Below are 13,585 nucleotides of genomic sequence, written 5' to 3' on the forward strand. Positions count from 1 at the left end.
GCCGCGGGCCCATCCTGTAGCGACAGCTTGCGCCGCCTTTCAACGAAAGATCATGCGATCTTTCGTGTTATCCGGTATTAGCACCGATTTCTCGGTGTTATCCCCGTCTACAGGGCAGGTTGCCCACGTGTTACTCACCCGTCCGCCGCTAACGATTCAAAAGCAAGCTTTTGAATCGTCCGCTCGACTTGCATGTATTAGGCACGCCGCCAGCGTTCGTCCTGAGCCAGGATCAAACTCTCCATAGAAAAGTTATCCTTAGCTTTTACGCTGCTGTTTTGTTCAGTTTTCAAAGAACAACAAAGACATTTTCTATTGTACTAAATCAACAATCTTTTGTCAATATGTTTTTTTCATTTCGACAACGACGTATGTTAATATATCACGGATATCTCTATTAGTCAATAAAAAAATAAACGGATATGTCCGTTTATGAAATGACATATTGTTGAATAAAAATGAGTGCTAAAGCACCTGGAACACCTAGAAAACCTGTCACCGTTACTGTAAACAAATTAATAGGCAAATGGATACCTGATACATCTCCAACAACATTAATTAAAAAAATAAATAAAGCCCCGATGACAAGACGAGCAATTCCTTCACCAATTAGCCGTGTCAAACGTACCGGGATACCAATAAGCAAAAGAATGACAATAAGACTGACGATCGACACAATAACAATCGTTTCATCCATATTTTTCTCTCCTTAAACTTTTTTATTTTTAAATATATGTTCACCTCTTTTCTGTATGACAAGCCTATACAAAAAGGGAAGGGGTATCATCCCTTCCCAATCGATGCTTTTCGTTTTTTTGCTTCTCGAAGAAGAAATAAATATTTTGCTTCAGCAATTTTTAAATCAAATATGACCTTTTCAGACGGCTCAACACTTCTTTCTATTAATTGCTTCTTATCCATCCACTCATCCCGGTAATGTTGCAATCGTTCAATGAGCTGGTTGTTAAATTGTTTGCGCAGCCACCCTTTTCGTTTCCAAAACACTATAGTTCCCTTCTTCCTTCCAGAGCTTTAGATAAAGTCACCTCATCAGCGTATTCCAGATCGCCACCAACAGGCAATCCGTGGGCAATGCGCGTAATTTTAACACCTGTTGGCTTTAATAGCCGGGAAATATACATAGCCGTTGCTTCCCCTTCAATATTTGGGTTCGTCGCCAAAATCACTTCTTGAACCGTTTCATCTTGAAGACGTCTAAGCAATTCAGCAATTTTAATATCTTCAGGACCAATTCCTTCCATAGGGGAAATCGCTCCATGTAACACATGATACAATCCGTTGTATTCTTTCATTTTTTCCATAGCAATAACATCTTTCGGGTCTTGAACAACACAAATGATCGAGCGATCTCGCTTGTCATCCTCACAAATATAACAAGGATCTTTATCTGTAATATGGCCACACGATGAACAATACGTTAAATTTCTTTTTGCATTTACAAGCGCTTTTGCAAAATCTAATACTACATCTTCTTTCATATTTAACACAAAAAACGCCAGACGGACGGCCGTTTTCGGCCCGATGCCTGGCAATTTCATAAAGCTGTCGATTAATTTGGATATCGGCTCTGGGTAGTACATAATAGCCTCCTAGAATAATCCCGGTATATTCAATCCTTTTGTAAACTGCCCCATCGTTTCTGCGGTTAACTCATCTACTTTTTTTAACGCATCATTCGTGGCAGCAAGCACTAAATCTTGCAACATGTCGATATCTTCCGGATCAACGACCTCCTCTTTAATTTTCACTTCTAAAATTTGTTTATGACCATTTGCAATAACGGTAACCATTCCACCGCCTGCTGTTCCTTCAACTGTTTTTTCAGCTAATTCCGCTTGCGCTTTCTCCATATCTTTTTGCATTTTTTGCATTTGTTTCATCATTTTTTGCATATTTCCCATTCCACGCATCATTTTCATCATTCCTCCATTATTCTTTAATTTCAATTAAGTTTTCACCAAACCATTTTTTCGCTTCCGAAATGAATGGATCTTCTTGTTCATGTTGTTCATTTCCACTTGTTTGTTGACGAATGAACTGCTCGCGAATTTGAAGCCATTCACTTTCGGGAACAGGAATCGTATCAAGTTTCTTTCCTGTTAACTCAAATAATACGTGCTCTAAGTTATCTTTAACATAATTACTATTATCAGCAACCATCTTACAATGAATTTCATATTTAAATTTTAACACAAAAGCTGTGCCACTTGCTGCTACAGGTTCACTCTCTTGTAATAATGCAGCATGTGACACTTTATTTTGTTTTTTTAACGTTTCAAGCACATGTAGCCAATTTCCTTTAATAAGAGATAAATGCTGATGTGTTGCTTGGCGAAGCACTTCATGAATGCGCCCCACCGGTATTTTATAGTCTGTCCGAATGCTTTTTCCTGTTTTTTTCACCGGCTCGCTTGTTTCTGCAGAGGAGAGCTTCACACCGGTTTCTTTCAGTTTCGCTAATTGCTCTTCAAGCTGTTTCACTTTCTCCTCCAACGCTGGAGAAATCGAAGTTTTCATTACTCGTTCCTCTTCATAACAAAGCTTCACAATCGCAACTTCCATATGCACGCGCGGATGGTTCGTTAGGCGCATATCTTGTTGACTTTTACTCAACAAGTCGATCGCTTCATATATAAGCGATGTTGGAATCATGTCAGAAAGCTCACGAAATCGTTCATCAACGAGCACACGATGGGTCACATCTTCTAGCTGAGGTGCTGCTTTATATAAAAGCATATCTCGATAATAGTAAATTAAATCTTCGACAAGGCGATTCGGATCTTTCCCTTGTTCCATTAAATGTTGAAAAAGACGCAACGCCTCAACGGTCTTTTTTTCGTATATCGCATAAATTAAATCTGCAATTTTTCGTTGTGAAACTGCACCTGTAACCGCTAACACATCTTCAAGCAACACGCGATCTTCACTAAAAGAAATAGCTTGATCGAGCAAACTTAACGCATCACGCATTCCACCATCGGCAGCACGTGCAATCGCAAATAGTGCCTCTTCCTCTACATCTATGCCTTCTTCCACAACAACTGTTTTTAACCGCGACACAATCGACTTCAACTCAATGCGCCGAAAATCAAATCGTTGACATCGAGAAACGATCGTTAAAGGAATTTTATGTGGTTCCGTTGTCGCTAAAATGAAAATTACATGTTTCGGGGGCTCTTCCAACGTTTTTAATAACGCATTAAACGCTCCGATGGATAACATATGCACTTCGTCAATAATATACACTTTATACGGTGCTGACGTTGGGGCAAATTTCACCTTCTCTCGAATGTCGCGAATTTCATCCACGCCGTTATTTGATGCTGCGTCAATCTCTAACACATCAGAAATCGAACCGTTCGTAATGCCTAGACAAGTCGGACATTCGTTGCATGGCTCTGCTGTTGGACGGTGTTCGCAATTTACCGCTTTAGCAAAAATTTTAGCTATACTCGTTTTTCCTGTCCCACGTGGGCCTGAAAATAAATATGCATGTGAAATCTTTTGTTGAAGCAGGGCATTTTGCAACGTTTTTGTCACGTGTTCTTGACCGACAACATCCTTAAAACTTTGCGGTCGAAAGACACGATATAAAGCTTTATAACTCACGAAACTGCCCTCCTCTTTGCTCATATCTCATTCATTATATCATTAAAAAACGCACGAAAAAAGCACTTGCCTTTTAAGCAAGTGCTTTGATTCAATGTATGTAAATTGCCGTGCACCTTCTGTCGACTAGCTGCCATAGACGTTACTAGAGCAGTTAGCTCAGTTCAGGCACCCCTGCGGCACATGGGAGCGTCCGCTTACTGCTGCTTCCTTCCGGACCTGACAGGGTTCACGGATTCCCATTGCGCAGGACCCAAACGTCAACACCACTTACTCTAGGCAGACTCTACAGCAAACTAACCTAAAGAAGGAATTCAGCCTCGCTAGAGCGGATTGCGAGTACAGGGCACCGCTACCTCCCCGCTTAGCACGGCAATGCGTTATCACTAACGCAAGTATAAGTATATCTCTTTTTTATATAAATTGCAATGACTACACAATGGAATTTAATTGGAATTTACTCTATTTTTTTCTTCCTTTTTTTGTTGACGTAAACGCCGAAAAAATTCGCTCAGCATTCCACCACATTGTTCAGCTAATACCCCGCTAACAACTTCCACTTGATGATTAAACCGTGGCTCTTGCAATAAATTCATTAATGTTCCGGCACATCCTCCTTTCGGATCGCTCGCTCCAAACACAACCCGCTTGATGCGGGAAAGAACAATCGCTCCAGCACACATTGCACAAGGCTCTAACGTCACATACAGCGTCACCTCTTCTAGTCGCCACGTCCCTAGTTTTCGGCATGCTTCATCGATAGCTAAAAGCTCCGCATGTGCAATTGATCGTTGATCCCGTTCACGCAAATTGTGAGCTCGCGCAATCACTTCGTCATTGTATACAACAACAGCACCAATAGGCACTTCTCCGATGTTCTCCGCCTTTTTTGCTTCTTCAATAGCTAAATGCATATAATACTCATCATTTCTCATTTTTGAGACTCCCGTACTTTTTATCATCTATTTTATAGAGTATATCAAAATAAAAAAGCAACATACAGAGTAATCATTTTATGTTAAAATAAATTTTGTCTGTCTACACAGACGGTTTCACCTAAAGGAGGTTACACAATGTCCCGCGTGCCCTTTATTACTGTTGAAGGCCCAATCGGTGTTGGAAAAACATCATTAGCAAAGGTCATTTCAAACTATTTTCAATATGAATTGTTAAAAGAAATTGTTGATGAAAATCCCTTTTTGGGTAAATTTTACGAAAACATTGAAGAGTGGAGCTTCCAAACAGAGATGTTTTTTCTATGCAACCGTTACAAACAACTAGAAGATGTCGAAAAAAAGTTTTTAAGCAATGGGAAACCGGTTGTAGCTGACTATCATATTTTCAAAAACTTAATCTTTGCTAGACAGACTTTAAAGGGAAAGCAGTACGAAAAGTATGTGCAAATTTATGACATTTTAACAAACGACATGCCAAAACCAAATGTCGTCATTTATTTGCATGCTTCATTGCACACGTTACTCAGACGTATCGCGATGCGAGGTCGCGAATTTGAAAAAAACATTGATCCGAACTATTTACAACAACTATCACATGCTTACGAACAAGCAATGGAGCAATTTGAGCAAGCCCACCCTCACATCCCTGTATTACGTTTTAACGGAGATGAGCTCGATTTCGTTCATCGTGACCAAGACCGATTTTTCATTTTAAATGAACTGCAATCTGTTCTTAAAAGGAGCTTAGAACAATGAATTTACGAGAAAAATATCACATTCCAAGCGATGCTGTTATTACCATTGCCGGAACAGTTGGTGTAGGAAAATCAACGATGACAAAAGCGTTAGCTGATGCACTTCAATTCCGCACCTCTTTTGAAAAGGTAGACACAAACCCGTATTTAGATAAGTTTTATGCCGATTTTAAACGTTGGAGTTTCCATCTTCAAATTTATTTTCTTGCTGAACGATTTAAAGAACAAAAACGCATTTTTGAATATGGTGGAGGATTTGTTCAAGACCGATCCATTTACGAGGATACTGGCATTTTTGCAAAAATGCATTTTGAAAAAGGGACGATGTCAAAAGTCGACTATGAAACCTATACAAGTTTATTTGAAGCGATGGTCATGACACCGTATTTCCCACACCCTGATTTACTTATTTATTTAGAAGGAAGTTTCGAGGAAATCATTAAACGTATTCGTGAACGCGGTCGCCCAATGGAACAACAAACACCAATTGAATATTGGAAAGAAATGTATGAAAGATATGAGAGATGGATCAACAGTTTTAATGCTTGTCCTGTTTTGCGTATTAACATTAATGAATACGATATTATTCGCGATGCCCGATCGATCGAGCCGATCGTCGAAAAAATTAGTTACATGATTGAACAATATCGCAAATTAAAAAAATAAGGATGCCCTCGCTTCATTTTGGGCATCCTTTGTTTTGCTTATATAAAACAAAAATTCGTTACGATATGTAACGAATTATTCGATAAACAATCTCCATTTTATGCGCTGTGGATTGTAAACATTCGAATGATGGCGGAGGAGGAGGGATTCGAACCCCCGCGCGCCTTTCGACGCCTCTCGGTTTTCAAGACCGACCCCTTCAGCCAGACTTGGGTACTCCTCCGTATCGACATGTATCACTTTATCATAATCATTACCCCATGTCAACACTTTTTATTAAAAAAGGGGAGCAAATTCTCCCCTTATGAAATCACTTTTTTTCCTCCCATGTATGGGCGAAGCACTTCTGGAATCACGACTGTTCCATCTTCTTGTTGATAATTTTCCAAAATCGCTGCAACTGTTCGTCCGATGGCTAAACCGGATCCATTTAACGTATGCACATGTTCTGGCTTTGCTTTCGGGTCTCGGCGGAAACGAATGTTTGCACGGCGAGCTTGAAACGCTTCAAAATTGCTGCAGGAAGAAATTTCTCGATACGTACCATAGCTTGGTAACCATACTTCAATGTCGTATTTTTTGGCTGCAGTAAAACCTAAATCAGCTGTACACATGCTCATGACACGATACGGTAAACCTAATAATTGCAAAATGCGCTCTGCATCATTTGTTAACTTTTCGAGTTCTTCATAGGAATCTTCTGGTTTTACAAACTTAACAAGCTCTACCTTATTAAACTGATGTTGACGAATTAATCCGCGCGTATCTCTTCCTGCTGATCCCGCTTCTGAACGGAAACATGCGCTATAAGCAGCATATTTAATCGGCAAATCATCCGCTGATAAAATTTCATCGCGATGTAAGTTAGTCACAGGAACTTCTGCTGTCGGAATTAAAAAGTAATCTTCACTCTCGATGCGGAACGCATCTTCCTCAAACTTCGGAAGCTGTCCTGTTCCTGTCATGCTTGCTCGATTCACAATGTACGGTGGTAAAACTTCTTCATATCCGTGTTGTTCCACATGTACGTCTAACATAAAGTTAATTAACGCACGTTCCAATCGTGCCCCAAGGCCTTTATAAAACACAAATCGACTTCCTGTCACCTTCGCTGCCCGTTCAAAATCTAAAATCCCGAGTTGATCAGCAATTTCCCAATGCGGTTTCGGTTCAAAAGAAAATGAACGTGGCTCTCCCCATTTACGAATTTCTACATTGTCATCTTCTGATTCACCAATCGGCACAGAGTCATGAGGAACGTTTGGAATGGATAAAAGCAACGTCTCAAGCTGTTGTTCCACTTCACGCAATTCATCATCAAGCACTTTAATACGATCACCAACTTCACGCATTTCAGCAATGAGATGGTCAACGTCTCTTTTCTCTCGCTTTAAGATGGCAATTTGTTGTGACACATCGTTGCGCTTATTTTTTAGTTCCTCTGCTTGTGCGATTAATTCGCGGCGACGACGATCGAGCTGCTCGAATTGTTCAAAATCCGTTAAGTCCTCACCACGATGCTGAAGCTTTTGTTTTACCTCCTCAAAATTGGCACGTAAAAATTTTAAGTCTAACATCAGCATTCCTCCTTTTTGATTTATGAAACAAAAAACTCCCGTCCCAAAAGAAAGGGACGAGAGTATTCCCGCGTTGCCACCCTAGTTGAAGACGCGCGTCTTCCACTCGAGACATGTAACGGTTCTCACCGGAAATGCCTACTAACTTCACGCGTTCAGCATTTCGCTCCAGGATGGATTCACAAGTCATTCCTGCCGATTCACACCAACCATCGGCTCTCTGAAAGGAAGAGGGCTTGTTACTAGTTCCTGTCATCGCTTTTTCGTTATATCATTTTCTTGGAAATAATGTACTATAAGTTTAAACAAAATGCAACCTGTTTATTCTTTCGCCTCTTTAACCATGTTTATAAAATATTGTGTCATGCGATCATCATCCGTTAATTCGGGGTGAAACGAACATCCTAGAAATTGTCCTTGCCTTGCCGCGACAATACGGTCCTCATATGTCGCAAGCACATCAACGTCGTCCCCTACAGAGACAATGTGCGGAGCTCGAATAAATACACCAATAAAATCGTCCGCAACACCTTTAATCGTTAACGATGCTTCAAAACTTTCGCGTTGGCGTCCGAATGAGTTGCGTTCGACTGTAATATCCATTAAACCAAGGTGTGGTTCATCGTAACCAACAATTTTTTTGGCTAAAATAATCAAGCCTGCGCACGTTCCAAACATCGGCTTTCCTTCACGAGCGAATTGCTTCAGCGGTTCAATAAACCCATATTTGTCCATTAAACGACGCATCGTCGTACTTTCTCCGCCTGGAATAATAAGACCATCAACATGTGTTAGTTGCTCGACCTTTTTAATAACTACCGCTTCAGCACCACACGCTTCAATTGAACGTACGTGTTCACGTACGGCTCCTTGCAATCCGAGTACCCCTATTTTCACCATGTTCATTGCTCCTTTACATTACCATCCGCGTTCTTGCATCCGTTGTTCAGGAAGCAACGAAGAAATATCAATGCCTTTCATCGCTCCACCTAATCCCTTTGATAAATGAGCAATTAATTCGTAATCTTCGTAATGAGTTGTCGCTTCAACGATGGCACGCGCATATTTTTCAGGATTGTCTGATTTAAAAATACCTGAACCGACAAATACACCGTCAGCACCTAAATGCATCATTAACGCCGCATCCGCTGGTGTTGCGACACCACCTGCTGCAAAGTTAACGACAGGAAGACGACCAAGACGTTTAATTTGTAACAATACTTCAAATGGTGCGCCTAAGTTTTTTGCCTCTGTCATTAACTCATCTTCGCTCATGCTAACAACTTTGCGTACTTGAGCGTTCACTTTACGCATATGGCGAACAGCTTCAACAATATTTCCTGTTCCCGGTTCGCCTTTTGTACGAAGCATAGATGCCCCTTCAGCAATACGACGAGCCGCTTCACCTAAATCACGGCAACCGCATACGAACGGTACAGTAAACTGACGTTTATCAATATGAAATTCTTCATCTGCCGGCGTCAACACTTCGCTCTCGTCGATGTAATCTACACCAAGCGCCTCTAATACACGCGCTTCAACATAATGACCGATACGCGCCTTCGCCATGACTGGAATCGATACTGCTTTCATCACTTCTTCAATCACAGTCGGATCAGCCATGCGTGCAACACCACCTGCTGCACGAATATCAGCTGGAACACGCTCAAGAGCCATAACAGCTACTGCACCTGCTGCTTCAGCAATTTTTGCTTGTTCTGCGTTCACGACGTCCATAATGACGCCACCTTTTTGCATTTCCGCCATTCCGCGTTTTACACGTTCTGTACCTGTAACCGCCACCGTTCATTCCTCCCATTATGTATATCGTTATTGTGATATTGTACTGAAAAATCAGTCCAGCGACAACTATTCATCACTGCAGTACACTATCCATATTCTAGCATACGTTTTTACTAGGTAAAAGTATAGAAACAATAGCTACATTTCTTTATTTTAACTCAATTTTTTTAAAAATCACAATAAAAATTTTAAAGCCCTCTAAAAAAGAGAGCTTTAAAATAATCCTTTCATCGCATTTGAAGCACCATTCCAAATGTCACTAAATAATTCACCGATCGCTCGCATCGCCAAAACAAAGCCATTCGCTTTTTCTACAGATCGCTTTGTTACGATATCTACCTTTTCTCCTTGTTTTGTTAAGTAACCATAGTCTGTTCCTTCATATTTCACGTACATATACCCTACTTTTTGTCCTTTTTTCACAGGGGCTGTTAACGTTTCTTTTTCAATGACGACAACAGGCTTATATTTTTTTTCTTCCCCTCGCTTAATGACAAGCGACAACGGTTGTTTTGTTGCAATCGCAACTTCTTTTTCTTTCCCTTTCTTTACTGCTACCGTTTCATGTTTTTTTGTAATATAACCTTTTGGATACAATTGTTGCACAGTATAGTTGCTAAACGCGTAGTCCAACATTTTTCTCGTCTGTTCAAAACGCGACAAATGCGTACCTTTTCCGTTCGTTTTCGCATTCATCACAACAGTAATAAAGCGCATGCCATTTCGCTCTGCCGTACCTGTAAAGCAATATCCTGCAAATTCTGTATATCCCGTTTTAATCCCATCGACACCTTCATATGCTGCAACAAGTCCCGGAAGCATCCAGTTCCAGTTATCCATTTTAATTTGATCATCTGTTCCTTCCCGAAAGTATTTACGAGGAATACTTGCGGTTTCTAAAATTTCTGGGAACTCGTGATATAAATGATACGCTAATGTCGCTACAGCACGAGCAGACATCACATTTTCTTCGTTATCTCCGCCACCTGCTGGGTGCAATCCTCCTAAATCTTTGTTATTTAATCCTGTTGCATTGACAAACTTGTAATCTTTTAATCCTAACTCTTTCGCTTTTTCATTCATCATTTTAACGAAATTTGTTTCCGAACCACCAACAATTTCTGCAATGGCAACTGTCGCCCCGTTTGCTGAGTAAATCGCCATCGCTTCATATAGCTCACGCACTGTATATTTCCCGTCTTTTCTCAGCGGAACGTTCGATAAATCGCGCTTTTGGGAAATTTGATATACATACTCACTTACTGCATATTCTTGATCCCATTTCACGCGTCCTTCATCAATAGCCTCTAGCAACAAGTATTCCGTCATCATTTTTGTCATACTAGCAATTCCTAAAACCGCATCAATGTTTTTTTGGTATAAAATCTTCCCCGTCTCCGCTTCAACAAGAATAGCGGCATCTGCTTCAATATTTAGCACGTCTTCTTCCGCTTTTATATTTTGCGGTAACGTCACCATAAATAAAAACATTACTGCAATCGAAATGATGAAGCTTTTGTACCATGTTTTCACGCTCAAACCCTCCAACTCTGTTTTACATAACCGTTATTTTAACATACTCTTGTAAAAAAAAATAGACAGAGGAATCTTCCACCTCTGTCTATTTGTTATTACATAAATGAGTAGTTTGGAGCTTCTTTCGTAATTTGAACATCATGCGGGTGACTTTCTCTTAATCCTGCTCCGGTCATGCGCACGAATTGAGTTTTTTCTCGCAATTCTTCTAAGTTTTTCGTGCCACAGTAGCCCATTCCTGCACGCAATCCGCCAACAAGTTGATAAATCGTATCAGCAAGCGGTCCTTTATAAGGCACTCGTCCTTCAATACCTTCTGGGACAAATTTTTTATTATCTTCTTGGAAGTAACGATCTTTACTTCCTCTCTCCATTGCTCCAACTGATCCCATACCACGATACACTTTAAATCGTCTACCTTGGTAGATTTCTGTTTCTCCAGGGCTTTCAGACACACCTGCAAGCAAGCTACCAAGCATAACGGCATGTCCACCAGCTGCTAAAGCTTTTACAATATCACCAGAATATTTAATTCCTCCATCAGCAATAATAGCGACACCGTATTTTCGCGCTTCTGTTGCACAGTCATAAATCGCTGTAATTTGTGGCACGCCGACACCTGCGACAACCCGTGTCGTACAGATGGATCCCGGACCAATGCCAACTTTAATAATGTTCGCTCCTGCCTCAATTAAGTCGCGCGTCGCCTCTGCTGTCGCGACATTTCCTGCAATAATATTTAAAGTTGGATATGTGTCGCGAATTTTCCGTACCGTCTCAAGCACACCTTTAGAATGACCATGCGCTGTATCAACTACAATAACATCGACATTTGCTTCCACAAGCTTTTTCACACGCAACATCGTATCTGCAGTAACTCCAACAGCCGCTCCAACGAGAAGACGTCCTTTTGCGTCTTTTGCTGCGTTTGGAAATTCAATCACTTTTTCAATATCTTTAATAGTGATAAGTCCCTTTAACACACCTTGATCATCAACGAGAGGGAGTTTTTCAATTTTGTACTTTTGTAAAATTTTTTCCGCTTCTTCTAATGTTGTTCCAACAGGGGCAGTAATTAAGTTTTCTTTTGTCATCACATCAGAAATTTTCATTGAGTAATCTTGAATAAAGCGCAAATCGCGATTCGTAATAATTCCAACAAGCTTTTGTTCTTCCGCATTGTTCACGATCGGAACACCTGAAATCCGATATTTACTCATTAAATGTTCCGCATCATATACTTGATGTTCAGGAGTTAAAAAGAACGGATCCGTAATGACGCCACTTTCAGAACGTTTTACTTTATCGACTTGTTCTGCCTGTTGTTCAATTGACATGTTTTTATGGATAATTCCTAATCCTCCTTGGCGTGCCATTGCAATTGCCATTTCCGCCTCCGTTACCGTATCCATTCCTGCACTAATAATCGGGATATTCAATTTTAACGTTTTACTTAGCTCAACTGTTAAATCGACATCACGTGGCAACACTTCTGACTTGGCTGGGATTAAAAGGACGTCGTCAAATGTCAGTCCTTCTTTCGCAAATTTTGTTTCCCACATTGTTTTTCCCCCTCACTTTGGAAATATTAATTAGTAGAGTATCAACTTCGCTTTTTTCTGTCAAGAAAACACGAAAATGTTAGATAATTCGATCAATTACACAAGGAGAATATACGATGTGGGAAGTATTTTACTCATCTAATTTTGTACATCAATTTTTAATTGAACGCTACAAACAAGAAGGACGAGAAGACGCTGAAAAGAAAAGTTACGACAATTGTTATCCATTTATGTACTACTTACAACATGGAAAAAAATTTTATGATACGGCTCATGAAGCGCCTTTGGCCATCAAACCTGTTTTATTATTTTATGGGAATGTACAGCTTCTTAAAGCGTGTTTATTAACAATTCACCCTGATTATCCAGAATCATCATCGGTTTTAGCACATGGAGTATCAACGAGAAAAAGAAAAAAACAAAACTACGATTTTTTTAAAGACGAAGTAAAAATTCAGAAGCACGGGTTGTTTACTTATTTTTCTGAAAAAATGTTTCATGTGAAACACGCATACGGGGAAAAGTTTTCTATGGGGCAATTGCTGCGACAAATTGAAGAGCTTAGTCCTTTGTTTGATCTATATTTTAAACAGCGAAATGAACAAAACAAACACATTCATGAAATCGTTGCTCACTATTTACTACTTTATAACTTAAGTATGATTTGCCGCTATGAAACAGAATGGTGGTACGATCTCCTACATAGTTATTCAAATGATGCATACCCTTTTATTGTGCAGTTTTTAGACGTGACGGAACGAAAAGTACCGAGATATTTATATCATTATTTACTACATAGCAAAAAAGACCAAGACTAAATCGTCTTGGTCTTCCCTTTGCCCGGCAACGTCCTACTCTCGCAGGCGGTGTCCCGCCAACTACCATCGGCGCTGGAGAGCTTAACTTCCGTGTTCGGGATGGGAACGGGTGTGACCTCTCCGCCATCGTCACCGAGCAATGTGATGAAGGGTTATTCCTTCAAAACTAGATAACAGGACTAAACAGTCGCCTACGCTTTTCATATTGTCTAGCTTCGAACTAACATCCTCCTACGCCTTCGCTTTTTCCGTTCGACGTGCACGCACGTCTTCGTCAAAAGC

Annotated in this window: 14 protein-coding genes, 1 tRNA gene, 2 rRNA genes, 1 other RNA gene and 1 other annotated feature; of the genes, 3 read left to right on the forward strand and 15 right to left on the reverse strand. The window is 40.3% G+C overall.

Going from position 1 to position 13,585, the window contains the following annotated elements; translation table 11 throughout:
* The 8 genes from LH47_RS12485 to tadA form a co-directional block, all read right to left on the reverse strand.
* A 16S ribosomal RNA gene (locus LH47_RS12485) occupies window positions 1-248 on the reverse strand; the annotation flags it as partial.
* Window positions 249-430: 182 nt separating this feature from the next.
* Window positions 431-697, reverse strand: a complete 267-nt coding sequence (locus tag LH47_RS12490) for a pro-sigmaK processing inhibitor BofA family protein (protein ID WP_043967994.1) — start codon at window positions 695-697, stop codon at window positions 431-433.
* 86 nt (window positions 698-783) lie between these two features.
* Window positions 784-1,005 (reverse strand): YaaL family protein, encoded by a 222-nt coding sequence (locus LH47_RS12495; RefSeq protein WP_043967996.1) that lies wholly within the window; start codon window positions 1,003-1,005, stop codon window positions 784-786.
* Window positions 1,005-1,601, reverse strand: a complete 597-nt coding sequence (gene recR, locus LH47_RS12500) for a recombination mediator RecR (protein WP_004888493.1) — start codon at window positions 1,599-1,601, stop codon at window positions 1,005-1,007. Before recR ends, LH47_RS12495 begins: the two co-directional genes overlap by 1 nt.
* A gap of 9 nt (window positions 1,602-1,610) precedes the next feature.
* Window positions 1,611-1,934 (reverse strand): YbaB/EbfC family nucleoid-associated protein, encoded by a 324-nt coding sequence (locus tag LH47_RS12505; RefSeq protein WP_021095866.1) that lies wholly within the window; start codon window positions 1,932-1,934, stop codon window positions 1,611-1,613.
* A 16-nt stretch (window positions 1,935-1,950) separates the two neighbouring features.
* Entirely contained in the window at window positions 1,951-3,630 is a 1,680-nt protein-coding gene (gene dnaX, locus LH47_RS12510) for a DNA polymerase III subunit gamma/tau (protein ID WP_043967998.1), read from the reverse strand.
* A 108-nt stretch (window positions 3,631-3,738) separates the two neighbouring features.
* Window positions 3,739-4,003: signal recognition particle sRNA large type (ffs, locus tag LH47_RS15470), an RNA gene on the reverse strand.
* 73 nt (window positions 4,004-4,076) lie between these two features.
* Entirely contained in the window at window positions 4,077-4,565 is a 489-nt protein-coding gene (gene tadA, locus LH47_RS12515) for a tRNA adenosine(34) deaminase TadA (RefSeq protein WP_043968000.1), read from the reverse strand.
* 138 nt (window positions 4,566-4,703) lie between these two features.
* On the opposite strand from tadA, the gene LH47_RS12520 reads away from it, so the two are divergent.
* Both LH47_RS12520 and LH47_RS12525 read left to right on the forward strand, forming a co-directional pair.
* Window positions 4,704-5,342, forward strand: coding sequence for a deoxynucleoside kinase (locus LH47_RS12520; RefSeq protein WP_043968002.1), 639 nt, complete (start codon window positions 4,704-4,706; stop codon window positions 5,340-5,342).
* Window positions 5,339-6,007, forward strand: a complete 669-nt coding sequence (locus LH47_RS12525; RefSeq protein WP_043968004.1) for a deoxynucleoside kinase — start codon at window positions 5,339-5,341, stop codon at window positions 6,005-6,007. Before LH47_RS12520 ends, LH47_RS12525 begins: the two co-directional genes overlap by 4 nt.
* A gap of 130 nt (window positions 6,008-6,137) precedes the next feature.
* Here LH47_RS12525 and LH47_RS12530 read toward each other — a convergent pair.
* The 6 genes from LH47_RS12530 to guaB all read right to left on the reverse strand — a co-directional run bounded on the left by LH47_RS12530 (window position 6,138) and on the right by guaB (window position 12,485).
* A tRNA-Ser gene (locus LH47_RS12530) sits at window positions 6,138-6,230 on the reverse strand.
* Window positions 6,231-6,309: 79 nt separating this feature from the next.
* Window positions 6,310-7,584 carry a serine--tRNA ligase gene (gene serS / locus LH47_RS12535; RefSeq protein WP_043968008.1) on the reverse strand — a complete coding sequence of 425 codons (1,275 nt, stop codon included), beginning with the start codon at window positions 7,582-7,584 and terminating at the stop codon, window positions 6,310-6,312.
* A 49-nt stretch (window positions 7,585-7,633) separates the two neighbouring features.
* Window positions 7,634-7,849: a binding site (T-box leader), on the reverse strand.
* Window positions 7,850-7,905: 56 nt separating this feature from the next.
* Window positions 7,906-8,484: a pyridoxal 5'-phosphate synthase glutaminase subunit PdxT gene (gene pdxT, locus LH47_RS12540; protein ID WP_043968010.1), complete on the reverse strand. Its 579-nt coding sequence runs from the start codon at window positions 8,482-8,484 to the stop codon at window positions 7,906-7,908.
* 18 nt (window positions 8,485-8,502) lie between these two features.
* The gene (gene pdxS, locus LH47_RS12545) at window positions 8,503-9,387 is read right to left on the reverse strand and encodes a pyridoxal 5'-phosphate synthase lyase subunit PdxS (protein ID WP_043968011.1); all 885 of its coding nucleotides are present in this window, start codon (window positions 9,385-9,387) and stop codon (window positions 8,503-8,505) included.
* A gap of 213 nt (window positions 9,388-9,600) precedes the next feature.
* Window positions 9,601-10,878: a D-alanyl-D-alanine carboxypeptidase family protein gene (locus tag LH47_RS12550; RefSeq protein ID WP_043968015.1), complete on the reverse strand. Its 1,278-nt coding sequence runs from the start codon at window positions 10,876-10,878 to the stop codon at window positions 9,601-9,603.
* 140 nt (window positions 10,879-11,018) lie between these two features.
* A complete protein-coding gene (gene guaB, locus LH47_RS12555) occupies window positions 11,019-12,485 on the reverse strand; it encodes an IMP dehydrogenase (protein ID WP_019417544.1) in 1,467 nt (488 codons plus the stop codon).
* 116 nt (window positions 12,486-12,601) lie between these two features.
* Here guaB and LH47_RS12560 point away from each other — a divergent pair, with 116 nt between their 5' ends.
* Window positions 12,602-13,303: a YaaC family protein gene (locus LH47_RS12560; RefSeq protein ID WP_043968013.1), complete on the forward strand. Its 702-nt coding sequence runs from the start codon at window positions 12,602-12,604 to the stop codon at window positions 13,301-13,303.
* Window positions 13,304-13,323: 20 nt separating this feature from the next.
* Here the strand turns inward: LH47_RS12560 and rrf are convergent.
* Window positions 13,324-13,440, reverse strand: a 5S ribosomal RNA gene (gene rrf, locus LH47_RS12565).
* Window positions 13,441-13,585 lie beyond the last annotated feature (145 nt).

The organism is Anoxybacillus thermarum (assembly GCF_000836725.1).
Classification (GTDB): Bacteria; Bacillota; Bacilli; order Bacillales; family Anoxybacillaceae; genus Anoxybacillus; species Anoxybacillus thermarum.